The organism is Amycolatopsis pigmentata (genome assembly GCF_042684065.1).
Classification (GTDB): Bacteria; Actinomycetota; Actinomycetes; order Mycobacteriales; family Pseudonocardiaceae; genus Amycolatopsis_E; species Amycolatopsis_E pigmentata.
Window position 1 is genome coordinate 218,513 of record NZ_JBHUKR010000024.1, and the last position, 24,352, is coordinate 242,864.

General features: G+C 69.0%; 22 protein-coding genes. 9 read left to right on the plus strand and 13 right to left on the minus strand.

The window, feature by feature from the left end:
* The first annotated feature begins 14 nt into the window (after positions 1-14).
* The 3 genes from ACFSXZ_RS37880 to ACFSXZ_RS37890 all read left to right on the plus strand — a co-directional run bounded on the left by ACFSXZ_RS37880 (position 15) and on the right by ACFSXZ_RS37890 (position 1,725).
* A complete protein-coding gene (locus ACFSXZ_RS37880) occupies positions 15-359 on the plus strand; it encodes a DUF1707 SHOCT-like domain-containing protein (RefSeq protein WP_378271075.1) in 345 nt (114 codons plus the stop codon).
* Between the two features lie 20 nt (positions 360-379).
* A complete protein-coding gene (locus tag ACFSXZ_RS37885; RefSeq protein WP_378271076.1) occupies positions 380-907 on the plus strand; it encodes a GNAT family N-acetyltransferase in 528 nt (175 codons plus the stop codon).
* Positions 908-999: 92 nt separating this feature from the next.
* Positions 1,000-1,725 carry an AMP-binding protein gene (locus ACFSXZ_RS37890; protein WP_378271024.1) on the plus strand — a complete coding sequence of 242 codons (726 nt, stop codon included), beginning with the start codon at positions 1,000-1,002 and terminating at the stop codon, positions 1,723-1,725.
* Between the two features lie 176 nt (positions 1,726-1,901).
* Here the strand turns inward: ACFSXZ_RS37890 and ACFSXZ_RS37895 are convergent, their stop codons facing one another.
* Positions 1,902-3,602, minus strand: coding sequence for a glycerol-3-phosphate dehydrogenase/oxidase (locus ACFSXZ_RS37895; protein ID WP_378271077.1), 1,701 nt, complete (start codon positions 3,600-3,602; stop codon positions 1,902-1,904).
* Between the two features lie 231 nt (positions 3,603-3,833).
* Here ACFSXZ_RS37895 and ACFSXZ_RS37900 point away from each other — a divergent pair, with 231 nt between their 5' ends.
* Positions 3,834-4,583 carry an MIP/aquaporin family protein gene (locus tag ACFSXZ_RS37900; protein ID WP_378271026.1) on the plus strand — a complete coding sequence of 250 codons (750 nt, stop codon included), beginning with the start codon at positions 3,834-3,836 and terminating at the stop codon, positions 4,581-4,583.
* A 13-nt stretch (positions 4,584-4,596) separates the two neighbouring features.
* Positions 4,597-6,099 (plus strand): glycerol kinase GlpK, encoded by a 1,503-nt coding sequence (glpK, locus tag ACFSXZ_RS37905; protein ID WP_378271027.1) that lies wholly within the window; start codon positions 4,597-4,599, stop codon positions 6,097-6,099.
* A gap of 120 nt (positions 6,100-6,219) precedes the next feature.
* Here the strand turns inward: glpK and ACFSXZ_RS37910 are convergent, their stop codons facing one another.
* The 4 genes from ACFSXZ_RS37910 to ACFSXZ_RS37925 form a co-directional block, all read right to left on the minus strand.
* Positions 6,220-6,603 (minus strand): hypothetical protein, encoded by a 384-nt coding sequence (locus ACFSXZ_RS37910; RefSeq protein ID WP_378271028.1) that lies wholly within the window; start codon positions 6,601-6,603, stop codon positions 6,220-6,222.
* 89 nt (positions 6,604-6,692) lie between these two features.
* Entirely contained in the window at positions 6,693-7,469 is a 777-nt protein-coding gene (locus ACFSXZ_RS37915) for a VOC family protein (RefSeq protein WP_378271030.1), read from the minus strand.
* 74 nt (positions 7,470-7,543) lie between these two features.
* A complete protein-coding gene (locus ACFSXZ_RS37920) occupies positions 7,544-8,128 on the minus strand; it encodes a class F sortase (protein WP_378271032.1) in 585 nt (194 codons plus the stop codon).
* A 41-nt stretch (positions 8,129-8,169) separates the two neighbouring features.
* On the minus strand, positions 8,170-9,573 hold the full coding sequence (locus ACFSXZ_RS37925) for an NAD(P)H-quinone dehydrogenase (protein ID WP_378271033.1): 1,404 nt from the start codon (positions 9,571-9,573) through the stop codon (positions 8,170-8,172).
* A gap of 221 nt (positions 9,574-9,794) precedes the next feature.
* Between ACFSXZ_RS37925 and ACFSXZ_RS37930 the strand changes: the two genes are divergently transcribed.
* The gene (locus tag ACFSXZ_RS37930) at positions 9,795-10,247 is read left to right on the plus strand and encodes a gamma-glutamylcyclotransferase (RefSeq protein WP_378271034.1); all 453 of its coding nucleotides are present in this window, start codon (positions 9,795-9,797) and stop codon (positions 10,245-10,247) included.
* Positions 10,248-10,294: 47 nt separating this feature from the next.
* Here the strand turns inward: ACFSXZ_RS37930 and ACFSXZ_RS37935 are convergent, their stop codons facing one another.
* The 5 genes from ACFSXZ_RS37935 to ACFSXZ_RS37955 all read right to left on the minus strand — a co-directional run bounded on the left by ACFSXZ_RS37935 (position 10,295) and on the right by ACFSXZ_RS37955 (position 17,367).
* Positions 10,295-11,581, minus strand: a complete 1,287-nt coding sequence (locus tag ACFSXZ_RS37935; RefSeq protein WP_378271035.1) for an amidohydrolase — start codon at positions 11,579-11,581, stop codon at positions 10,295-10,297.
* A 254-nt stretch (positions 11,582-11,835) separates the two neighbouring features.
* Positions 11,836-12,123, minus strand: a complete 288-nt coding sequence (locus ACFSXZ_RS37940; RefSeq protein ID WP_378271037.1) for a hypothetical protein — start codon at positions 12,121-12,123, stop codon at positions 11,836-11,838.
* 38 nt (positions 12,124-12,161) lie between these two features.
* Positions 12,162-13,160 carry a methylmalonyl Co-A mutase-associated GTPase MeaB gene (gene meaB, locus ACFSXZ_RS37945; RefSeq protein ID WP_378271038.1) on the minus strand — a complete coding sequence of 333 codons (999 nt, stop codon included), beginning with the start codon at positions 13,158-13,160 and terminating at the stop codon, positions 12,162-12,164.
* Positions 13,161-15,323: a methylmalonyl-CoA mutase gene (scpA, locus tag ACFSXZ_RS37950; RefSeq protein WP_378271039.1), complete on the minus strand. Its 2,163-nt coding sequence runs from the start codon at positions 15,321-15,323 to the stop codon at positions 13,161-13,163. It abuts the gene before it with no gap.
* 193 nt (positions 15,324-15,516) lie between these two features.
* A complete protein-coding gene (locus ACFSXZ_RS37955) occupies positions 15,517-17,367 on the minus strand; it encodes a methylmalonyl-CoA mutase family protein (RefSeq protein ID WP_378271041.1) in 1,851 nt (616 codons plus the stop codon).
* Positions 17,368-17,501: 134 nt separating this feature from the next.
* Here ACFSXZ_RS37955 and ACFSXZ_RS37960 point away from each other — a divergent pair, with 134 nt between their 5' ends.
* Both ACFSXZ_RS37960 and ACFSXZ_RS37965 read left to right on the plus strand, forming a co-directional pair.
* Positions 17,502-19,265 (plus strand): serine/threonine-protein kinase, encoded by a 1,764-nt coding sequence (locus tag ACFSXZ_RS37960; protein WP_378271079.1) that lies wholly within the window; start codon positions 17,502-17,504, stop codon positions 19,263-19,265.
* A 73-nt stretch (positions 19,266-19,338) separates the two neighbouring features.
* Positions 19,339-20,130 carry a purine-nucleoside phosphorylase gene (locus ACFSXZ_RS37965; RefSeq protein WP_378271042.1) on the plus strand — a complete coding sequence of 264 codons (792 nt, stop codon included), beginning with the start codon at positions 19,339-19,341 and terminating at the stop codon, positions 20,128-20,130.
* 8 nt (positions 20,131-20,138) lie between these two features.
* On the opposite strand, the gene ACFSXZ_RS37970 is transcribed toward ACFSXZ_RS37965, so the two are convergent.
* Entirely contained in the window at positions 20,139-21,293 is a 1,155-nt protein-coding gene (locus ACFSXZ_RS37970) for a glycosyltransferase (RefSeq protein ID WP_378271043.1), read from the minus strand.
* 31 nt (positions 21,294-21,324) lie between these two features.
* On the opposite strand from ACFSXZ_RS37970, the gene ACFSXZ_RS37975 reads away from it, so the two are divergent.
* Complete coding sequence (locus ACFSXZ_RS37975; protein WP_378271044.1) at positions 21,325-22,989, plus strand: phospho-sugar mutase; 1,665 nt, start codon at positions 21,325-21,327, stop codon at positions 22,987-22,989.
* Positions 22,990-23,035: 46 nt separating this feature from the next.
* On the opposite strand, the gene ACFSXZ_RS37980 is transcribed toward ACFSXZ_RS37975, so the two are convergent.
* Together ACFSXZ_RS37980 and ACFSXZ_RS37985 are read right to left on the minus strand one after the other, a co-directional pair.
* Positions 23,036-23,371, minus strand: a complete 336-nt coding sequence (locus ACFSXZ_RS37980) for a winged helix-turn-helix domain-containing protein (protein WP_378271046.1) — start codon at positions 23,369-23,371, stop codon at positions 23,036-23,038.
* Entirely contained in the window at positions 23,368-23,874 is a 507-nt protein-coding gene (locus ACFSXZ_RS37985) for a hypothetical protein (protein ID WP_378271048.1), read from the minus strand. The genes ACFSXZ_RS37980 and ACFSXZ_RS37985 overlap by 4 nt, the downstream gene beginning before the upstream one ends.
* Positions 23,875-24,352: the final 478 nt, after the last annotated feature.

The window sequence follows — 24,352 nt, forward strand, 5'->3', positions numbered from 1 at the left end:
TTGTGACCGCGGACATGCGGCTCAGCGACGCTGAGCGCGATGAGGCGATCGAGGCACTGTCCGAGCACGTCCGCACCGGACGGCTGGACCTCGACGAGTTCGGTGCGCGTTCGGCCAAGGCCAGCGCCGCGAAGACCCGCCGTGACCTGGCGCCACTGTTCGCGGATCTGCCGGCGCCGCGTCCGGCCGTGCTCGACGCCCCGGTCAGGACCGCTCCGGCTCGCCGCCTGTCCCCGGGCGTGGTACCGGTCGCCGCGCTCATCGCGGTCGTGTTGTTCTTCACCGTGGCCCGGGGGATATGGCTGGTGTTCCTGTTGCCCGCGGTGGCCGCGCTCCTGCTGACGAGCAGAAACCGATGAGTGCCGGGAACGGGAACCGGATGGAACCGGTCGAGATCAACGCGGGGGTCTATTACCTGCGCCAGCTTCGCGCCGACGACCTGCTGGACGACCGGCCCGCCCTCATCGAGGCCTTCGCCGACGCCGACCATCAGCGTTTCGTACTCAACTACCGGTTACGCAACACCGGGGAAGCCGACCGCTACATCGCCCGCCGCGCGGCGGAATGGGCGCGCGGAGAGCGATGCTCGTGGGCCGTCGCCGAACCGGTGACGGGCCGCCTGCTCGGCGAGGTCGGTCTCAAGGACCTCGATCGGGCCTCCGGCACCGCGGAGGCGACCATCTGGGTTCATCCGGCCGAACGAAGACGGGGGGTCGCGGTGACCGCGGTGAACGCGGCGGTGCGATTCGGGACGGACGCACTGGGCCTGCGAGAGGTGGCCTACCTCTATCACGAGGGCAACGACGCCTCGGCCGCGGTGGCGCGGCGGTGCGGTTTCCGTTTCGTCGATACCCTGGTGTCGCCGGACGGGCGTAAACTTCTCCGTTGTCTACGATCGACCCGATAGGGCTGTGCGAGCGGACACAATTCCTCGCACCGGCACCGTCTCTTGTGATGATCTGGGGACAGGTACCTGTTTCAGCGCCGAACGGGGGAAACGTGGCCGAGTCGAGCCTCTTCCTGACCCGGATTCTCGACGTGCTCTGTGACGGCGGCGACGAAATCGCTTTCGCCCATGGTAGCGCGGCCGTGACGTATCGGGACGCTTACGAAGCACTGAGACGGTTGCACGGCTTGCTGAAAAGCGAAGGCGTCGCACCGGGTGATCTCGTCGCCATTACCGGCGGAAACATGCCGGAAACCATTCTGCTGCAAATCGCGGCCCAGTTGCGGGGTGCCCGGGTGGCTCACGTCGAGTGTCCGGGCGCGCTCGGTGGCCTCAACCCCGACCACGTCGTCTCGGCCGACCCCGAAGACCCGCTCGTGCTCGGCCGGCGGAAATCCGCTCCGGCCGGCGCAGACGAGGAGGACTCGGTTCTGCCCCGCTCGGTCGAAACCCTCTTCCCCGCCGACGAGGGGCTCGTCTCCTACCGGGACGAGTACGAGGAGTTCGCCCGCACCTGCGCCGCCCATCCCGACGGCCCGCGCCGGGTGCTGCTGATCGCGCCGATGTCGCATCCCATCGGCAACCGCATCACCTGCAAGGCGCTGCTCTCCGGCGACACCGTGGTGCTCCACTCCCCCGAAACACCCGCCACGCAGGTGGGCGAGCCGTCCGTTCCGATGCGTGAGCCATCGGCCGGGGTCGCCCGGGTTCCCTGTGCGGGACGCCGTGTCCAGCGGCAGGCCCGTCCCCTGCCGGACAACCCGAAACCCGCACGCTAGGAGCCTTCTCCGCGAGTTCGCGCGCCCCCGCGATCGCGTCGACAGGGGCGCTTCTACCGTCACACGTTCCCGTCGGGGGGATGGGCGCCCTGCCGCCCCGACAGCGGACAAAGACAGCGCGCTCTGTGGTCACCCTGACAGCCGCGCCCTGTCGGCCCGGCCGTGCGCGGGCCTGCCTAGCCGACGGGTTCGGTGAGCCGGGCACGCGCCTCCGGAGCGTTGGAACGGCGGGCATCAGCGGCCTCGTCGGACGGCTGGGACTGGGAATCACGCTCCGCCGCCACTCGCGCGGTGTAGACCTTCACCTCATGCAGGATTCGCGCCTCCGGCCAGCCCAGGACGTCGCCCATCAGCCGCGCCACCTGCTCGGCGCAGTCCACGCCGCGATGCGGGTACTCGATCGAGATCCGGGTCCGCCGTGCCAGCACGTCCTCCAGGTGCAACGCGCCTTCGTGGCTGGCGGCATAAACGGCCTCGACGGCCAGGTAATCCGGAGCGTGCTCGATCGGACGCAGCAGTTCGGGCCGGTCTTTGGCCTGATCGAGCACCTCGCGCACGAGCGAGCCGTACCGGTCGAGCAGATGCCGCACGCGGTAGGGGTGCAGGCCCACCTGCGCGCCCAGATGGTCGGCCTGGTTGACCAGCGCGTGGTACCCGTCCGCGCCCACGAGCGGCACCTGGTCGGTGATGGACGACTGCAACCGGCCGGGCAGGTCCACTGACGCCGCGTTGACCGCGTCGGCGGCCATCACGCGGTAGGTCGTGTACTTGCCACCCGCGATCGCGACCAGTCCGGGGGCCACCCGGGCGACCGCGTGTTCCCGTGACAACTTCGAAGTCTCTTCGCTTTCGCCGGCCAGCAGGGGCCGCAGCCCGGCGTACACACCCTCGATGTCGTCGTGGGTCAACGGCGTGGCGAGCACGGTGTTGACGTGTTCGAGGATGTAGTCGATGTCGTTCTTGGTCGCCGCCGGGTGCGCGAGGTCGAGATGCCAGTCGGTGTCGGTGGTGCCGACGATCCAGTGGTTGCGCCAGGGTATGACGAACAACACGGATTGTTCGGTACGCAGGATGAGCCCCGATTCGGAGACGATCCGGTCCCGCGGCACGACGATGTGGACGCCCTTGCTCGCACGCACCCGGAAACGGCCGCGTGAGCCGGAAAGCCGCTGCAGTTCGTCGGTCCACACCCCGGTGCAGTTGATCACCGCGTTGGCGTCGATTTCGGTTTCCCGGCCGTCTTCCACATCGCGCACCCGCACCCCGGAGACGCGGTCGGCTTCGCGGAGGAACTCGACGACCTGGGTCGAAGTCCGGACCACGGCGCCGTACTGCGCCGCGGTACGCGCGACGGTCATCGTGTGGCGGGCGTCGTCGGACTGCGCGTCGTAGTACCGGATCCCGCCGATGAGCGCGCCGCGTTTCAGTGCCGGAACCATGCGCAGCGAACCCGCCCTGGTCAAATGCTTCTGCCCGGGCACCGAGCGGGCGCCGCCCATGGTGTCGTAAAGGAGCAGCCCCGCGGCGGTGTACGGGCGCTCCCAGAGCCGGTGAGTCAGCGGATAGAGGAAGCTCACGGGCTTGACCAGATGGGGAGCGAGCCGCGTCAGCATGAGCTCACGCTCACGAAGAGCCTCGCGCACGAGACCGAATTCGAGCTGTTCGAGGTAACGAAGCCCGCCGTGGAACAGTTTGCTCGACCGGCTGGAGGTGCCCGCGGCGAAGTCACGTGCCTCCACCAGCGCGACCCTGAGACCGCGGGTGGCGGCGTCCAGCGCGGTACCGCACCCGACCACCCCGCCACCGATCACCACCACGTCGAACTTGTCCTCACCCAGCCGCTTCCACGCTGCCTCCCTCGCGGCGGGCCCCAGCATCGCGTCCGTCACTCACGCCTCCTCGTCGATCCCCGGTCCTGCACGCAACCAGCATCGCACGCCCGGCGCCACCTCCGCCGACTTTGGTACAGGCGTTCCACTCGCGGAGAAATCAGCCTTGGAATGACGGCTACTAACAAGTAACGTGCACCGGGTGGTAAACGGCAACGGCGCCGGAGGCCGCCCGCCGCTTGCCCGGAGAAGCACGACCGACTGCAGGGAAGGGGCGGAATGAGTGCGGGTGGCATATTCGTCTGGGAGTTGCTCGGTACCGCGACACTGATCCTCCTCGGTAACGGCGTGGTGGCCAACCACGTGCTGCGAAAGAACAACGGGCACAACGCGGGCTTTCTGTTCATCACCGTCGGCTGGGGGTTCGCCGTGTTCGCCGGTGCGAGCCTCGCGTCGCCGAGCGGCGCGCATCTGAACCCCGCGGTCACACTGGGCCTGGCGATCGCGGGAAAGACGCCATGGAGCGAGGTCCCGGTGTACGTCGCGGGGCAGATGGTGGGCGCGATCCTCGGAGCCGTGCTGTGCTGGCTGACCTACAAGCTCCAGTTCGATGATCACCCGGAGCCCGAGAACACGCTCGGCATCTTCTCCACGGGCCCGCTGATCCCCAACAAGGCGTGGAATCTCGTGACCGAGATCATCGGTACGTTCGTGCTGGTCGCCTGGATCCTGCTGAGTCCCACGGTCAAGACATCGGGCGACGGCACACCCAGTTTCGGCAACTCCGCGCTCGGCTATGCCGGGGTGGCGTTCGTCGTGCTGGTCATCGGTACGTCGCTGGGCGGCCCGACCGGCTACGCCATCAACCCCGCCCGCGACCTCGGCCCGCGTCTCGCCTACGCGTTCGTGTTGCCGATCAGGGGAAAGGCCGACCCGAACTGGGGGTATTCGTGGGTTCCGGTGGTCGGGCCGCTCACCGGTGGCGCGCTCGCCGCCATCCTCTACCTGGCAGTGCACAACCTGACCTGATATGGGAGAGAACATGCCTTACATCGCCGCCGTAGACCAGGGCACGACGTCAACCAGGGCCATGATCTTCGACCACTCCGGTCAGGTCGTCGCCGTCGACCAGCAGGAGCACGAGCAGATCTTCCCGCGGGCCGGGTGGGTGGAGCACAACGCGGAGGAGATCTGGGAGAACACCCGTACCGTCACCGCGAGGGCGCTGGCCAAGGCCGATCTGACGGCCCGCGACATCGCCGCGGTCGGCATCACCAACCAGCGCGAGACGACTCTGGTGTGGGACCGCAAGACCGGCAAACCCGTCCACAACGCCATCGTCTGGCAGGACACCAGGACCGGCAAGATCGTCGAGGAACTGGGCGCGCTGGGCGGCGGCCAGGAGCGGTACCGCGCTAAGACGGGCCTGCCGCTGGCCACCTACTTCTCCGGCCCGAAGATCAAATGGATCCTCGACAACGTCGACGGCGTGCGCGAACGAGCCGAGGCCGGGGAACTGCTGTTCGGCAACATGGACACCTGGGTGCTGTGGAACATGACCGGTGGCCCGGAGGGCGGGTTACACGTCACCGACCCGACCAACGCCTCGCGCACCCTCCTGATGGACCTCGACACGCTGTCCTGGGACCACGACATCGCCGGTGAGATGGGCATTCCGGGGTCGATGTTGCCGGAAATCCGGTCGTCCTCGGAGGAGTATGGCAAGGTCCGCGAACGCGGCGTGCTGGCCGGAGTGCCGATCGCCGGCATCCTGGGCGACCAGCAGGCGGCCACCTTCGGACAGGCGTGCCTGTCCCCCGGCGAGGCCAAGAACACCTACGGCACCGGCAACTTCGTGCTGCTCAACACCGGCACGGAGAAGGTGATGTCGGAGAACGGCCTGCTCACCACGGTCTGTTACAAGATCGGCTCGAAGGACACGGTGTACGCGCTCGAAGGCTCCATCGCGGTCACCGGTGCGCTCGTGCAGTGGCTGCGCGACAACCTCGGCATGATCGGCAGTGCCGCCGAGGTCGAAGAACAGGCGCGGTCCGTCGAGGACAACGGCGGGGCCTACTTCGTGCCCGCGTTCTCCGGGCTCTTCGCTCCGTACTGGCGTTCCGATGCCCGTGGCGCGATCGTCGGGCTGACCCGGTTCGTGAACAAGGGGCACCTCGCGCGGGCGGTGCTCGAGGCGACCGCCTTCCAGTCACGCGAGGTGATCGAGGCGATGAACGCGGACTCCGGAGTCCCGTTGAAGTCGCTGAAGGTCGACGGCGGGATGGTCGTCAACGAGCTGCTCATGCAGTTCCAGGCCGACATTCTCGGCGTGCCCGTGATCCGCCCGGTGGTCAGCGAGACCACCGCGCTCGGCGCCGCTTACGCCGCGGGGCTCGCCGTCGGGTTCTGGGAGGGCGAGGACGACATCCGGAACAACTGGGCCCAGGACAAGGAGTGGACCCCGAACATGGACGAGGCTCACCGCGAAGCCCAGTACCACAACTGGAAGAAGGCCGTCACGAAGACCTTCGACTGGGTGGAGTGAGCGCCGCCGGGACGGGCGCGGTGCGACCCCCTGGTCCTCCCGCGCCCGCCCCGTCCGGAAACCACCGAACGGCAACGGCTTCCCCGATTTCCGTCTACTGTGGAGTTTTCAAACAGCCTGTCATGCCACGGCCAGCGACCCGTCGCCGGTCTGCGGCGCTCCCAGCGGCCTGACGCGTACCTGCGGCGCGGACCCTGTCCTCGGAGAACAGTCCGTAAGACCACGCAGGCGCTCGCTCGGCACGGTTACCCGCGTCGGTTCCGACCTCTGCGCCGGGGCCGGTGCTGCCGTCAGCCCCGTACCCGGGGCCGCCGTGGGTGCCTGGTCGACCGGCCCTGTCGACGGGGTTCCGTCGCCAGGGGCCGGCGCGGCGGGTGCGCAGGTGGCCGGGGAGCCGTCCTGCGGATACGGCGATGAGGCCGTCGCCCCCGCGATCGGCCCGGCGAGCAGAGTGGCGCCCGCCGCGAGCAGAGTCGCCGCCGCCGCAATTCCCTTGATTCGCATCAGCTACCTCCATCGGATGTGTACTGCTGCCTTGAACACACCCGAGCAGGCGCTCGCGTTGCCCGCTGTCGCGGAATTTTTCCCGCGGTCTACGTTTCGACGGAAATCACAGTGAACCGTGCTCCCTGATCGTCGGCGACCTGCGCCATCCGGCCGTAAGGACTGTCATGTGGCTCCCCGAAGAGGGTGCCGCCCAGTTCTCTCACCTTCGCCACGGCGGCATCGGTGTCCGCCACCCCGAAATAGGTCGCCCAATGCGAAACGGCACTCTCCGGCGCGTCCGCGGGAAGCGCGCCGAGACCGCCGACCGGCCTGTCGCCCACGTTCAGCGTCACGTAGGAGAAACCGTCACCGGACATGTCTTCCAGGCGATAACCGAACACCTCGCCGTAGAACGCCTTACCGCCCTCGAAATCACTGGTCATGCACTCGTTCCAGACCAGCGTCCCGGGCACGTTGGCGATCTGGAGACCCGGATTCTCCTTTGCCTGCCACAGACCGAACACCGCCCCGGCCGGATCGGCCGCCAGCGCCATTCGTCCGGACTCGCCGACATCGCCCGGCGGAATCAGCAGGGTTCCCCCTGCCTCGGTGATCTTCGCGGCGCTCTTGTCCACATCGGTCACCGCGAGATACGTCGTCCAGGTCGATGGGACATCGGCGAGATCGGGAGGTTTCGGACCGAGCGCCGCCGCGCTTCTGCCCTCGACCGTGGCGATCTGGTAATGCCCGTACTCTTCGCCCTGATCCTCGAACCGCCAGCCCAGCAGCGCACGATAGAAAGCGACCGCGCGCGACACGTCGGGCACCATCACGTCGACCCAGGACGGCGTGCCCTCGGGCCATGGAGTGTCACGGAAAACCATCTCGATCTCCTGTCTTTCGCCGGTATCTCCCGCGTTGACCCCAGTGTCGCACCGGGTACCGACAAAAACAGGAGTCACGAACGCACGGCGTAGACGATGATGTTGTCCCGGTAGCTGTGCGCGGCACTGTCGAAGCTGCCGCCACAGGTGATCAACCGGAGTTCGGGATCTTTGGTGTCCCCGTAGACCGCGTCGGAGGGGAAGACGTTCTTCGCGATCTGATCCACTTTGGACACCACGAACCCGATGGTCGTGCCGTCCTTACGGGACACCGAGATCCGGTCTCCCACCGTGAGCTCCTTCAACCGGTAGAAGATGCCCTCCTGCTTGTTCCCGTCGACGTGCCCGAGGATGACCGCGGGACCGGCCTCGCCCGGCGCCGGCCCGTTGACGTACCAACCCGCCTGACGCGGCGTGCTCACCGGTGGCACCTCGATGGTGTTGTCCGGGTTGAGGCCCAGCGGGATGAGCGTCGAATGCGCACCGATCCTGGGCACGTCGATCTCGGTGGGTTCCGACCGCGCGAGTCCGGCGGCCGGTGACGAAGTGGCCGTGGACGCACCGTCCGGCTTACCGCCCGCGGGCGTCGCCGCCGGCGCCGGCCCCGAAGAACACCCGGCCAGCAGGACGAGACCGAGGAGCAGCGAAATGAACTTCATACCCCGGACACGCGCGGACACGTGTCCGGGTTGCCGCGCCGTCAGTCGAGGTCGTCGTGCCGCATCAACTGGCGCCCCGCCTCGGTGATCGAGCCGGACAAGGACGGATACACCGAGAAGGTCAGGGCGAGATGATCGACAGTGAGCTGGTTCTGCACGGCCAGCGCGATCGGCAGGATCAGTTCGCTGGCGCTCGGCGCGACCACCACGCCACCCACCACGACACCGGTCGCCGGGCGGCAGAACAGCTTCACGAAACCGTGCCGCAGGCCTTCCATCTTGGCCCGCGCGTTGGTGGCCAGCGGCAACATGATGGTGCGGGCGGGCACCTCGCCGGAGTCGATCGCCGCCTGGCTGATGCCGACCGTGGCGATCTCGGGATGGGTGAACACGTTCGCCGCGACCGTCTTGAGTTTGATCGGCGCGACCCCTTCGCCCAGCGCGTGCCACATCGCGATCCGGCCCTGCATGCTCGCCACCGACGCCAGCATGAGCACGCCGGTGCAGTCCCCGGCCGCGTACACGCCGGGCACGCTCGTGCGGGAGACCCGGTCCACGGTGATGAATCCGCCCGGACCGGGCTCGATGCCGACCTTGTCCAGGCCGATGTCGGCGGTGTTGGGCACCGAGCCGACGGTCATCAGCGCGTGACTGGCCTCGACGACGCGGCCGTCGGCGAGATGGACGGCGACGCCCTTTTCGATCCGCTCGACCCGCTCGGCGCGCGCGTGCTTGACCACCGTGGTGCCCCGCTGGGAAAAGACCTCCTCCAGCACGGCCGCGGCGTCGGCGTCCTCGTGCGGCAGGACGCGGTCGCGGCTGGACACGACGGTCACCTTGACCCCCATCTCGGTGTACGCGGACGCGAACTCGGCGCCGGTCACCCCCGACCCGACCACGACCAGATGCTCGGGGAGTTCGGGCAGGTCGTAGAGCTGCCGCCAGTCGAGGATGCGATCGCCGTCGGGCACCGCCCCGGGCAGAACCCGCGGCGTCGCGCCGGTGGCGACCAGGACGACGTCGGCGTCGAGCACGAACGGCTCGCCGGAGCTCGGCGAGACCGCGACCTTGTGCGCCGCCAGGCCGGGTTCCTCGTCACAGAAGCGCCCCACGCCGGTGATGACGCGCACACCTTCGCGCTGCACCCGGGCACGGATGTCGGCCGACTGGGCGACCGCCAGCCCCTTCACGCGGCCGTGCACCGTGGGGAGGTCGACGCCCACCTGGCCGATGTCGGACACGATGCCCAGCTCGGCGAGGCCGTGCATGCCGGCCCGGGCGCCCGACGAGGCGATGAAGGTCTTCGACGGGACACAGTCGTAGAGGACACATGCTCCGCCCAGCCCGTCGCGTTCGATCACCGTGACGTCGGCGGCATGTTGCGCGGCCACCAGCGCCGCCTCGTAGCCGGCGGGTCCGCCACCCATGATCACGATCCTGGTCACGTGCGCTCCTCTGCAATCGCCTGGTGGCCGGCGCGTGAGCCGGGCCACCTCCGCACCACGTTTTCGCCGTTCCTGGCACCGCTTTCGGCGAACGGCACTCGCGTCGGTACCCGCGCGGTGACCCTGAGTGGCAGGCGCGTGTGGTCTCCACCGTGTGGTGGCTGCGTTGTCACGACCACCTTAGGAGGGCCGGACGGACGACTGGTCGCTAGGCTGTGCCCGTGCCGTTGTATGCCGCCTACGGGTCCAACATGGAACCCACGCAGATGATGGAGCGCGCACCCCACTCGCCGATGGCGGGCACCGGATGGCTGGAGGGTTGGCGGCTCACCTTCGGTGGCGAGGACATCGGCTGGGAGGGCGCGCTCGCCACCATCGTCGAGGACCCCGGTTCCCGGGTCTTCGTGGTGCTCTACGACGTGTCGCCGCTCGACGAAGCCGGGCTCGACCTCTGGGAGGGCGGCGAGCTGGGCCTGCACAACAAGATCCGTCTGCGGGTGCAGACCATGGACGGTTCGGTCCTGGCCTGGCTGTACGTGCTGGACGCCTACGAGGGCGGTCTCCCGTCGGCGCGCTATCTCGGCGTGATCGCCGACGCGGCGGAGGCCGCAGGCGCGCCCAAGGACTATGTGGACGATCTACGGACCCGCCCCTGCGGGGGAATAGGGCCCTGATAGGTAGCGTCGTGCCCGGGCACCGGCCCGGGCACGCTACGCCACGCTCAGGCCAGGGCGGCCAGTGCGGTGTGGACGAGGACGCGCACGCCGACCGGGAGGGCGCGCTCGTCCAGTTCGAAGGTCGCGCGGTGGAGGTCCTTCTGCTCGCCGGTACCCGGCCAGACACCCAGGCGGGCGAAAGACCCGGGCACGTGCTCGAGGTACCACGCGAAGTCTTCCCCACCGGAGGACTGTTCCGTTCCGGCGAGCGCCTTCTCCCCGAGCGCGGCCTCGACCCCGGCGCGCAGCACCACGGTGCTTTCCTCGTCACCGACGAGGGGCGGCACGCCACGGCGGTAGTCCAGGGTGAACCCGACTCCGGTCGGCGCGAGCAGGGATTCGACCGAGGACGAGACCATCGGTTCGAGCGCCTTCCACACCTCGTGGTCGGCGGTACGCAGCGTCCCGCGCAGCACCCCGTCCTGCGGCACGGCGTTCGCGGCCTGCCCGGCGTGCACCGCGCCCCACACGAGCACCGTGCCCGATCGCGGGTCGACCCGCCGCGACAGCAAGGCGGGCAGGGACGTGATCATCACGCCCAGCGCGTGCACGGTGTCCGCGGTCAGGTGCGGCCGGGACGTGTGACCGCCGGGCGAGGTCAGCCTCAGCTCGATCAGGTCCGCGGCCGAGGTCAGCGCGCCGACTCGCGAGCCGACCCGTCCCACCGCGAGCCGCGGGTCGCAGTGCAACCCGAAGATCCGGTCGACCCCGTCCAGCCCGCCCGCGGCGATCACGTCGAGCGCGCCGCCGGGCATGACCTCTTCGGCAGGCTGGAAGATCAGCCGCACGCGCCCGGGCAGTTCCGGAGCCGCGGCCAGCGCCAGCCCGGCGCCCAGCAGCATCGCGGTGTGCGCGTCGTGCCCGCAGGCGTGCGCCACACCATCCACAGTGGACGAATAGGGCAGGCCGGTGGCCTCGGTGACCGGCAGTGCGTCGATGTCCGCCCGGAGCGCGACGCAGGCGGAGCCGCTGCCCACGTCGCAGATCAGCCCGGTGCCACCGGGCAGGATCGACGGCTGCAGCCCGGCCGAACGCAGCACCGCGGCGATCAACTCGGTGGTGCCGTACTCGTTGCGCGCGAGTTCGGGATTGGCGTGGACGTGACGACGCCAGGCCACGAGGTCGCCCGTGGCGCGTTCCAGCCACTCGTCCAGCCAGAACGGTCCTCTCCCGGCACCGAGGTCGGTCACAGGTGCCATGCTCACCCCGGTCGGCGTGATCAGCGCGTCCAGCGCCTCGATCGGGGCACGTCCATCACGGTCACCAGGAACCCGTGAGTCGAGCACGGTCACGCTGAAACCTCCGTAAATACGCTCAGAGTTAACCCATTTGCCGCAATATTGCACGATACAACCGCCAATCGGATGCCATGTGGGCCGGCATCCGGACGGCCGGTAGTGGATCTGCGTCGAACGGCAGGAGTGAGTTCGGCCTGGGTGTACCCCGAACGGCTCTACCTACCCTTTACGGATCCGCCGTCGAGAAGCTTGCCCGGGGATCGTCATGCCGGCGTGGCGGAGCTCGGAAACCCCACCCTCGGAACGGTTCAGGAAGCGCTCTTCTTGCGCTTGCGCCGGATCATGCGGCCCCAGAACACGATGCCCCCCAGCACCACGGCGATCACCCCGACGATGACCTTGCTCTTCGTCTTCTCCGCGTTCGCCTTGGAGTTCTCGGCGGGGTCGATGCGAGGTCCGGGCGGCGGCGTGGTGACCTGCTGCGCGGCGGGCGCGGCGGCGGTCACCGGGACGGGCGACGCGAGCGCGGGGGTGGCCGGGGCCATGAACAACAGCACGACGCCGAGCATCAGCCCGGACAGGAACTTCTTGATCATTCCGCCTCCCTCGGCACCCGGATACCCAGTTTGCCGGGTCAGTTACCGGAAGTCACGCCAGAGAAGGCATCGAGGACGCGCTGCGCGGCCAGCGTCGGGGTGAGCCTGCCCTCGGCCACCGCCTTTTCGACCTCGGGCACCACCGCCCGGACGCCGGGATGCTCGGCGAGGCTGCCGAGGAGCTGGTCCCGTACCAGGGCCCAGGTCCACTCCACCTGCTGCCGCTTACGCCTGCGGTCCAGCTCACCCGAGGAGATCATCGTCTGCTGATGCCGTTCGATCTGCTGCCAGACGGTGTCCAACCCGATGTCGTGCAGCGCGCTGCAGGTCAGCACGGGTGGTGTCCAGGCCGCGTCGGGGCCGTAGATCATCCGGAGCGCGCCGCCGAGTTCGCGCGCGGCACGCCGGGCGTCGGTTTCGTGCGAGCCGTCGGCCTTGTTCACCGCGATCACGTCCGCCAGTTCCAGCACGCCCTTCTTGATGCCCTGCAGCTGGTCGCCGGTGCGGGCGAGGGTCAGGAACAGGAAGCAGTCGACCATGTTCGCCACCGCCACCTCGGACTGCCCGACGCCGACGGTCTCGACCAGGACGACGTCATAGCCGGCGGCTTCCATGAGCACGATCGTCTCCCGGGTCGCCCTGGCCACACCGCCGAGCGTGCCGGAGGTCGGCGACGGCCGGATGAAGGCGGACGGATCGACCGCGAGCCGGGCCATGCGCGTCTTGTCGCCGAGGATGCTGCCGCCGGTCCGGGTGGACGACGGGTCGACCGCGAGCACCGCGACGCGGTGACCCGCCTCGGTGAGGTCGGTGCCCAGTTGGTCGATAAATGTCGACTTACCGACTCCGGGGACGCCGGTGATCCCGACGCGCCGGGCGCCACCCGCCTCCGGCAGCAGTTCGATCAGCAGGTCCTGCGCCTGCCGCCGGTGATCGGGCCGGCTCGACTCGACGAGCGTGATCGCCTTCGACAGCACCCCGCGATCCCCCGCGAGCACACCCTTGGCGTACTCGCCGACATCGATCTTCCGGGCCACTCAGGCCAGCTCCAGCTTTTCGAGCAGGCCCAGAGCCGCGTCGGCGATCACCGTGCCCGGGCCGAAGATCGCCGTCGCACCCGCTTCACGCAGCGCGTCGTGGTCCTGGGGCGGGATGACGCCGCCCACCACGATCATGATGTCTTCGCGGCCGAGGGCCGCGAGTTCGTCGCGCAGCGCCGGCACGAGCGAGAGGTGACCGGCGGCCAGCGACGACACGCCGACGATGTGCACGTCGGCCTCGACCGCCTGCCGAGCCACCTCGGCCGGGGTCGAGAACAGCGGGCCCACGTCGACGTCGAAGCCCAGGTCGGCGAAGGCGGTGGCGATCACCTTCTGGCCGCGGTCGTGCCCGTCCTGGCCCATCTTCGCGACCAGGATCCGCGGGCGGCGCCCCTCCGCCTCGGCGAAGGCCTCCACCCGCTCACGTGCCTCGTCCACGCTCGCGGATTTCCCGACCTCGTCGCGGTACACGCCCGAAATCGTACGGATCTGGCCGGAGTGCCGCCCCCAGATCTTCTCCAGCGATTCGGTGATCTCACCGACCGTGGCCTTCGCCCGTGCCGCGTCGATGGCCAGTTCGAGCAGGTTCCCATCGGCCTCGGCACCCGCCGTGAGCCGGCGCAGCGCGTCCTGCGTGGCTTCTTCGTCGCGTTCCTCGCGCAACCGCCGCAGCTTCTCCAACTGGCTCGCGCGCACACCGGCGTTGTCCACCTTGCGCACGTCGATGGCCTCGTCCTCGGTGACCCGGTACTTGTTGACCCCGATCACCGGCTGCCGTCCCGAGTCGATCCGCGCCTGGGTGCGGGCGGCCGCCTCTTCGATGCGCAGCTTGGGGATCCCGGCATCGATGGCACGAGCCATTCCGCCCGCGGACTCCACCTCGTTGATGTGCCCCCACGCCCGGCGTGCCAGGTCGTAGGTGAGGCGTTCGACGAAGGCGCTGCCGCCCCACGGGTCGATCACCCGCGTGGTGCCGGACTCCTGCTGGAGCATCAACTGGGTGTTCCGCGCGATGCGCGCGGAAAAGTCGGTCGGCAGCGCGAGCGCCTCGTCCAGCGCGTTCGTGTGGAGCGACTGCGTGTGCCCCTGGGTCGCGGCCATCGCCTCGACACAGGTGCGGATGACGTTGTTGTAGACATCCTGAGCGGTCAGCGACCAGCCCGAGGTCTGGCAGTGCGTGCGCAGGGACAGCGACTTCTCGTTGCGCGGCTCGAACTGCTTGACCAGTTTGGCCCACAGCAGCCGGGCGGCGCGCAGCTTGGCGACCTCCATGAAGAAGTTCATGCCGATGGCCCAGAAGAACGACAGCCTGGGCGCGAACCGGTCGATGTCGAGCCCCGCGTCGAGCCCGGCGCGGATGTATTCGACACCGTCCGCCAGCGTGTAGGCGAGTTCGAGGTCCGCGGTCGCCCCCGCCTCCTGCATGTGATAGCCGGAAATGGAGATCGAGTTGAACCGCGGCATGCGGCGCGAGGTGAAGGAGAAGATGTCGGAGATGATCCGCATCGACGGCTGTGGCGGATAGATATAGGTGTTGCGGACCATGAACTCCTTGAGGATGTCGTTCTGGATGGTGCCGGCGAGTTGTTCCGGCTCGACGCCTTGTTCCTCGCCCGCGACGATGTAGAGCGCGAGCACCGGGAGCACCGCGCCGTTCATCGTCATCGACACGCTCATCTTCTCCAGCGGGATGCCGTCGAAGAGCTGCCGCATGTCATAGATCGAATCGATGGCCACGCCCGCCATGCCGACGTCACCGGCGACCCGGGGATGGTCGGAGTCGTAACCGCGGTGAGTGGCCAGGTCGAACGCCACGGACAGGCCCTTCTGCCCGGCCGCGAGATTGCGGCGGTAGAAGGCGTTCGACTCCTCGGCGGTGGAAAAACCGGCGTACTGGCGAATGGTCCAGGGCTGGTTGACATACATCGTCGGATACGGCCCCCGCAGGAAGGGCGCGATACCGGGATAGGTGTTCAGGAAGTCCACATCGGACAGATCATCCGCGGTGTAGAGCGGCTTCACGCCGATGCCTTCGGGGGTTTCCCAGGCCAGCGCGTCGGGCCCCTTGCCGGTGCTGGAATGAAGCGCCTCGGCCCAGGCGGCCGCGCCACCGGGGGCGGGAACACCGAACTCGACTTCGGTGAAGTCCGGAATGCTCATTACTGTTCCTCCGCGAGTTTGCGCGCCCCCGCGATCGCGTCGACAGGGCGTTCCTTCCCGGCACACGTCGCTTGGAGTGGATGGGCGCCCTGCCGCCCCGATGAGGGGGTCTGGGGGCTTGCCCCCAGCGGGGGTGCGGGGGCCGTGGCCCCGCAAAGCAGCGGAAACAAACGGCGCGCTCTTTGGTGTCCCATTACTTGACTCCCAGCTTCTCGAGGGTGCTGGTCAATACCGCGAGCGCGTCGCAGCCGGTGTAGACGAACTCTGTTATCCCGTCACCGTATTCGGCGGGCTTCCCGGCCAGCGACACCGCTGTCGCACCCGCTTCGCGCAGCCTCGCGGCGACATCCCCGGCCTGCTCCGCATAAGTCCGGTCGCTGCCGCACAGGCAGGCGATTCGCGCGCCGCTCTCGCGGAACGCCTCGGCCACATCGTCCGTGGTGCCCGGGTAGACCGTCTCGATTCCGCCTGCCTGGAACAGGTTCGCCGCGAAGGTGACGCGAGCAGTGTGCGCGGCGGGCGAGCCGAGCGCCGCCAGGAAGACCTTCGGTCGTTCGCCGTGCTCGGCAAGGTGATCGTCGGAACGGTCGCGCAGTTCCTCATAGGCTCGCGCGTACCGGATCCGCGGCAAACCACCGTCCACTGCGGACACATACGGTTCGCGTGCGAGCGGCTTCTCGGCCAGGTCGGGGAACTCGCTGACGCCGGTGATCTGATGCTCGCGGGTGGCGACCCGCGCGGAACGCTCAGCGCGGGTTTCGGCCAGCCTGCCGGCCACGAAACCGGAATCGAGCGCGGCCACGATCCCGCCCTGTCGTTCGATCTCGGTGAACTCGCGCCACGCCGCCCGCGCCACGTCGTCGGTGAGTTTTTCGACGTACCAGGAACCGCCCGCCGGATCGATGACCCCGGCCAGCCGCGACTCCTCCAGCAGGATCGACTGCGTGTTGCGGGCGATGCGCCGGGCGAAGGAATCCGGCAGGCCGATCGCCGCGTCGAACGGCAGCACTGTCACCGCCTCGGCGCCACCCACACCCGCCGCGAAACACGCGACGGTGGTACGCAGCATGTTCACCCAGGGGTCGCGCCGCGTCAGCATCGCCGGAGACGTCACCGCGTGCTGCCGCATCCCGAGCGCCGTGCCCCCGGACACCTCGGTGACCCGTGCCCACAGCCGCCGGGCCGCCCGTAGTTTCGCGATGGTGAGGAACTGGTCGGCGGTGGCGGCGAACCGGAACTCGAGCTGGGTCGCGGCGTCCTCGACGCTCAGGCCGACGTCCGTGAGCGCTCGCAGGTAGGCCACGGCCGCCGCGATCGACGCACCGAGTTCCTGCGTGTCCGACCCGCCCGCCTCGTGGAAGGGCAGCCCGTCGACCACGATCGCGCGCAGCTTCGGGTAGCGCCCGGCGATACCGGCCGCCAGCGCGGCCGCGGGGCCGAGGTCGTACGGACGGCCGGTGCGCGCCCGTAACCCGATCGGGTCCGCCCCGAGGGCACCGGCGGCCTCGCCGGACGGAACGTCGGAAAGAAGGCTCATCAGGATGTCCGCGGCGCGTTCGTAGTCCTCGCCCGGTTCCAGCACGATCGGAGCCGCCTCGAGGTGGACGCCCTGAAGGGCTCGGCCGAGTGCCTCGGGCGGTACGCGCAGCCACACCGAGGTCGCGCCGTTGGCCAGGTCGGCGAGGACGGCCTTGTTCGTGACGACCGGATCGGGGTGCGCGTGCAGGACCCGGAGATCCCACCCGGCGCGGGCGCCACCCTCGGGCCTGCCGCCGCGCACGAATGGCGGTAGCCCGGGGAAGCCGGCCGGTGGAGCCTCGTCCTCGGCGGTGTAAAGCGGCTGGATGCCGATGCCGTCGTAGGTGGTGGCGGCCAGCAGGCTTTCCGGGTCGCCTTCGAAGTCCGGCGGAAGCTCGCCGCTTCTTTCGAGCACCTTCGTGACCAGGGCCTGCCAGTCGGCTCGCCTCGGGGCCGTGAACTCGGCCGCGAGCGACAGTTCTTCGGGCGGCCGCGCGTCTTCGGGGGCTGTCCCAGCCTGCGTCATACCTTTCGATGCTAAGCGGCCGTCCTGAACCACGGGTGTGAACCTCCTCGCTTCGAGACCCGTGAACCCGTGTGTATGCGAAGAGTGACGCTGACACAATAGGAGCCGTGTCCTCAGCCAAGGAAGAGCCACGAGTGGTCGCCGGGAGATACCGGTTGCGCTCCGTGCTGGGTTCCGGATCGATGGGCACCGTCTGGTCGGCCTACGACGATTTCCTTCACCGGCCCGTGGCCGTCAAGGAGATCCGACTGCCACCGGGCGTGACCACAGTTCAAGCGGACGAGTTACGCGAACGAACGCTTCGTGAGGCCAGGGCGATCGCCGTGCTGTCTCACCCGAACGTGATCGTGCTGCACGACGTCGCCCGGGAGAACGGTGAGCCGTTCGTCGTCATGGAGCTGCTGCCCTCGCACAGCCTCGCCGAGTTGCTGCGCGACCACGGTCCGCTCACCATCGAGCAGGCTGCGGCGGTGGCGGACGCGGTCGCCGCGGCGCTGGAGGCCGCACACGACGCCGGCATCACGCACCGCGACGTCAAGCCCGGGAACGTGCTGGTCGCCGACGACGGACGGATCAAACTCACCGACTTCGGCATCGCACGCAACGTGTCCGAAGCGACCATGACACGCACCGGCATGACGCTGGGCTCGCCGGCCTACATCGCCCCCGAGGTCGCCTCCGGACGCGCGGTCACCCCCGCCGCCGACCTGTGGGGACTGGGCGCGACGCTCTTCCACGTCGTCGAAGGCCGTCCGCCCTACGACGTCGACGGCGACCCGCTGGAGACGGTCGGCAAGGTGGTCAAGGGTGAGGTGCCACGGCCGGGTCCAGGGCCGCTCAGCCCGGTGATCACCGGGCTGATGGCGAAGCACCCGCACGCGCGGATGCCGCTGCGTGAGGTCCGCCGGCAGCTGTATCCGCTGCTCACCAAGGCACCCAGGGTGCTGTTCGGGCCGGAGATGTTCCGCAAGGCGAGCGGACGGCGTTCCGAGGCGACCGACACCCGGGAGATCAAGGCCGCCCCCACGCCGGTGCCGCCGGCCACGGATTCCGGAGGCCGGCTCGCCGCCGACCCCGGGCCGCTGCCCTTCCAGCGAGCGGAGAATTCGGGCAGCCGGCTCGCCGCGGAGCCGGGGCCGCTGCCGTTCCAGCGTGCGGAGAATTCCGGCAGCGGGCTCGCGGCGGACCCGGGCCCGCCGCCCTTCCAGCCGACCGGACAACCGGCCGCGAGCCCCGTCGTGGGACCTGGACGGCCGCAGCGCCGTGGCTTGGCCGGTGCCGTGCTGACCGTTACCGCGATCGTGTTGTTCCTCGTTTCCGCGGTGGGGGGTTTCGTCGCGGCGCGAGCCATCGGCGGCCAGCCGCTCACCCCGGCCACCGGCGCTCCTTCGGCACCGGCGCAGTCGGCGCCCCTCCGCTTCGAGGTCAAAGAGGGCAACGCGTCCAGCGTGCGCGGCCAGGACGCCAAGTTCACGATCGAGGCGCCGACGGAGTGGCAGCGGTTCACCAGTTCCCAGGCCGGTGACGGACTCCCGCCGTCGACCCTGGTCCAGTGGGTATCGCCGGACGGCACGCAGATGCTCGCGGTGGATCACTTCCCCACCTATTTCGCCCAGGCGGACACCGGCATTCAGCTCTACCTGGCCGGCTTGACCCGCAGCGGCAACGTCAAGGTGTTGAGCGCGGTGGCGCAGTCCACTCCCAGTAACATGCTGATCACCTACCGGACGATCTCCTCGGGTGAGGGTGGCCAGATCACGAGGACGACCTTCGCGAAGACCCGTCGCGAAGGCGACAGCCTGTGGACGGTGAGCGTCACGGTCCCGATCGAGCAGGAGCAGGCCGCGAAGGCCGCGCTTTTCGATCGCATGGCGCCGACGTTCAAGCTGGTCAGCTGACGCCGTACTCCCGCCCGATGGGGTGGTTTTTCGCCGCGCGCCCCGCCACCCGATCGGCGGATATCCTCTCGGAATGAGCGAACAAGACCTCGCCGGCGCCGCGGCGGCCGTGATCGCCGACCGCACCGGGATCGCCAAGCACGACATCGCCGTGGTGCTGGGCTCGGGCTGGCGCCCCGCCGCCGACGCGCTCGGCACTCCGGTCGCGGAAATCCCGCTCGGCGACCTGCCCGGCTTCGAAAAGCCGACGGCGGTCGGGCACGGCGGCACGGTGCGATCGGTGGACGTGGACGGCAAGCAAGCGCTGGTGCTGCTCGGTCGCACGCATCTCTACGAAGGCAAAGGCGTCGCGCGGGTGGTGCACAACGTGCGGACCGCCGCGGCCGCCGGGGTCAAGTCGGTCCTGCTCACCAACGCGGCGGGCGGCCTGCGCGAAGGATTCCAGGTGGGCCAGCCGGTGCTCATCAGCGACCACCTCAACCTGACGGCCACCTCGCCGATCACCGGAGCGAACTTCGTCGACCTCGTCGACCTGTACTCGCACCGGCTGCGCGACCTCGCCCGCGAGATCGAGCCGGGCCTGGCGGACGGCGTCTACGCCGGACTGCCCGGTCCGCACTTCGAGACACCGGCGGAGATCCGGATGCTCCGCACCCTGGGCGCCGATCTGGTCGGGATGTCCACGGTGCTGGAAGCGATCGCCGCCCGCGCCGCCGGTATCGAGGTTTTCGGCCTTTCGCTGGTCACCAATCTCGCCGCCGGAATGACCGGCGAGCCGCTCGACCACGTCGAGGTCCTCGAAGCGGGACGCGCCGCCGCGGGCCGCCTGGGCACCCTCCTGCGCGCCCTCATCACCCGCGCCTGAGCTGCCGGTCAGGAGGCGAGCTGGCTGAGCACGTCGACGGTGGCTTCCGGGGAAGGCATGGCGGCGATCTCGGCGGCGACCGTCCGCGCCGCGGCGCGGGCCGCGTCATCACTGAGCAGGCGCTTCGCTTTCGTGGCCACGCTGTCGGCGGTCAGCTCGGCGGGTCTGATCGCGGCTCCGGCCCGCGTGGTTTCGACGGCTTCGGCGTTGCCGAACTGGTCGGCTCCCTGAGGGAGCACCAACTGCGGCACACCGGCCGCGAGGGCGCCGAGCATGGTCCCGCTGCCCCCGTGGTGCACGACGAGGTCGACGTGGGGAAGCAAGTCCGCTTGCGGCACCCAGCCGACGACCCGGACACGATCCGGGATCGGGCCCAGCGCGGCGACGTCGACGCTCGGCCCGGCCGCCACGATCACGTCCGCGTCCAGGGTGGCGAGACCCTCGATGGCCTGCCGCAACACCGGAACGGCCCCGAACACGGTGCCGAGGGTGAGGTAGATCAGGGGCCGCGAACGAACCCGGTCGGTGACAAAAGAGGGCAGGTCACCCGGCTCGCTTATCGGCACCGGCCGCAACGGAATCGGGTTTGTCGCCCGGAGAAAGGCCTCATCCTGGAGGGAAGCCGGACGGATGTCGAGGAGAGGGCTGTCGGTGTACGGATTGAAACCTGACGTGTACTCGACGCCGACATCGTTCGCGGTGGCGGTCAACTGTGCGGGCAGCGAGGCGCCCATCTCGCCGTACGCGATCCATCCGGGACTGTGCCAGACGCTGGGAATCCCGGCGTGTTTGGCCGCCAGGAAGGCACCGAAATTCGCGGCCATGTTGACGACGAGATCGGGTTTCATGCGCTCCAGCAGTGGCCCGAGGTCCGCGAAGAAGGCACGGGGCAGCAAGCTGCCGAATACGGTCCCGGTGAGTTCGGCCTGCCGCTCCGGCGACATGCCCGACGGATGCACCGCGCCGCCGCTGGCCTCGACAAATGCTTGCCTCACCGAGATTCCCACCTGCGCCACATCGAGCGCGAAGGCCTCGAGGCTCTGGTGCGACGAACTGTCGGTCGCGTACACCACCTCATGACCGGCGTCACGGGTGGCCAGAGCCAACGGAATCGAGGGGTAAATGTGGCCGTAGGCAGGGAGACTACAGAACAGGACCCGCATGGGTGACAACGTTAGCCCGTACGCTGAAACAATGACCGAAAATTTCCGGCTTACGCCTGATTTGAGGGACCGCGCTTTCCGTTGGATAGCCAATGATGTCGCGCCGGACTCACGCGAGGAGCTGCAGTCGGTTCTCGCCCAGGCACTGGCGGGCGCGCCGGAGGCGGTCGCTGACCTGGCCGACCGAATGGGGAGTTCGCTCGCCTTCGGCACCGCCGGGCTTCGCGGCCCGGTCCGAGCGGGGCCCAACGGAATGAACGAATCGGTGGTGATCCGTACTACCGCCGGAGTCGCCTCTTGGCTCGCACAGCACGGACGATTCGGCCGGATCGTGGTCGTCGGCCGGGACGCCCGGCATGGTTCGGAACGTTTCGCCACCGCGGCCGCCGAAGTGCTGCACGCCGCCGGGTTCGAGGTCCGCGTGCTGCCCCGGCCATTGCCGACCCCTGTGCTCGCGTTCGCCGTGAAGCACCTCGGGGCGGCGGCGGGAATTCAGATCACCGCGTCTCACAATCCCCCGTCGGACAACGGATACAAGCTCTACGACGGGAGCGGGGCACAGATAGTGCCGCCTACCGACCGAGAGGTCGAAGCGGCGACCGCGCAGGCGCCGGAGGCCTTCCGGGTGCCGCGAGGTCGCGGCGCACAGGTCGTCGACGAGGACCTTCTCGAGGCGTACCTGACAAAAGTGTCGGCGCTGCCGCGGGGAACAGCGCGCAGCCTTCGAGTGGCCGCGACAGCCCTGCACGGCGTTGGCGCCGACGTCCTGACGCGTGCTCTCGAAATGGCCGGGTTCACCGATGTCCACCTGGTCGCCGAGCAGTCCACGCCCGATCCGGACTTTCCGACCGTACCGTTCCCGAACCCCGAAGAGCCCGGCGCGACCGACCTGCTGCTGGCGCGCGCGTCAGCGGTGGACGCGGACCTGGCCATCGCCCTCGATCCGGACGCCGACCGATGCGCCCTCGGCCTCCGCGATCGCGACGGCACGTGGCGCATGCTCCGCGGCGACGAAACCGGTGTTCTGCTGGGTGAACACGTCTTGTCCACATCGGACATCGAAAACCCGTTGGTGGCCACGACGATCGTGTCCTCGTCGATGCTCGCCGGGATCGCCGCGGCACACGGCGCACGTTATGCCGAGACGCCGACCGGGTTCAAATGGCTCGTCCGCGCGGGCGAGGGGCTCGTCTACGCCTACGAAGAGGCGATCGGCCTGTGCGTCAACCCGGATTTCGTCCGTGACAAGGACGGAATCGCCGCCGCGGTGCTGGCGTGCGATCTCGCGGCGACCCTGAAAGCGGCCGGACGTTCGCCGCTCGACGTGCTCGACGACCTCGCCGTGCGGCACGGCGTCTATCTGACCGACCAGCTCTCCGTGCGAGTGACCGATCTCGCGGTACGGACCAAACTGATGAACACCCTGCGAGCCCATTCTCCGGACGAGCTCGCCGGCGTACCCGTGACCACGGAGGATCTGTTGCCCGAAACGGACGCGGTGCGCATCAGCGGTGCCGGTATCAGGATCGTCGTCCGTCCGTCGGGCACCGAGCCGAAGCTCAAGACCTACCTTCAGGTGACCGAACCCGTGGCCGATGTCGCCGCCCTCGACGCTTCCCGCTCGGCGGCCTCGACCCGGCTCCGCGAACTCCGCGAAGCGGTCAACGCGATCCTCGACCGCGAGTCCAGCGCCTGAGACGGCAACGACGCCGACTCCGCATGGGGCCGGCGTCGTGCGGCGCTTAGGCGGGGCCAGGCTCCGGACGCGGGGTTTGCTCGACGATCGTCCGCAACGCCTCGACGTGCTTGCGGAACCGGTACCGCCCATCATCGGTCGCCCGCACGGTGGTCTTGGGGACTCGGCCGGTATAGGTCCGCCGCTGCTCGATCTGTCCGTCATTCTTGAGCGTGGTCAACTGCTTGGAAAGAGCCGAATCCGAAAGCGAAACCGAATCCCGCAGAAACGCGAACTCACACCATTCCACCGCGCACAGGACGGACATGATGGCCAATCGGGTCGGGTCGGACAGGAGGCGATCCAGCCCCGCTGTCCGGCCCGGCGGTGGTACGGACGTCATGAGTCGCTTCCACGCTGGGAGATCGCGAGCAGCAGTCGCCCCAGGGCGAAGAGCGCGGTGCCCGCGGCGCCGAAGAGCACACCCGTGACGGTGTTCGGATAGTCGCGCAGACCGACCGCGCCGGCGATGTCGTCGGCCAGGCCGGTGCCGTAGCGGGCGAGCAGCACCCCGCCCGCGCCTCCGACGACGGCGACGACGCCGAAGACCCATGGGACGAACGACTGCCGTGCCTCCACTCCGCGAATCTTGCTCAGCGGCGTCGACGTGCGGGTGAAGAAGGTAGTCACGACCACGACGATGAGCAGGAACAAGACCACCGCCGAGAGCACCTTGGCGCCGGTCAGATCGACGAAGTCGTTGATCGCCGTCACGCCGGCGATCAAGACGAACATCGCCACGTAGGCCCACCACGGCACCTGCGCCGCCTGCCGTGCCCGCTCCTGGTGCCGCCGGACCGCCGCCAGCGCCTCCGCTGCCTGCGCCTGCTCGTCCTGTGTGTTCACGGTGCCTCCTTCGACTAGTTGCCTACTTGGAAAGTACTCACTTCTTTCCGGTCTGGCAAGTAGTCGGGCCTCGCGGGACGGTCTTGAGCGTGAGGAAGGTGGCTTTACTACGGACTATCCGTAGTAAAGCCACCTTGCTGCGTTTGTGGTGGAGGTGTGGTGGTCACGGCCGGTCGAATGGGTGGGCGTAGGTGAACATTCCACGGTGAGCCGGGTCGTAGGTGGTCAGCGGGCGCACTGGGAGCTGGGGCTGCCACTGCGCTACGGGCGGTGTGATGTCGAGTTCGGCGCTGGGGGCCGGAACCCGAACCGCTGGTAGCAGGAAGGGGCGCCGAGCACGGCCGGCATCAAGCGGTGTGAATGCACAAAAGGGGCCCCCGTTGGGGGCCCCTTTTGTGGGGTTGGTGTTCGGCGGTGTCCTACTCTCCCACACCCTGTCGGGTGCAGTACCATCGGCGCTGGTGGGCTTAGCTTCCGG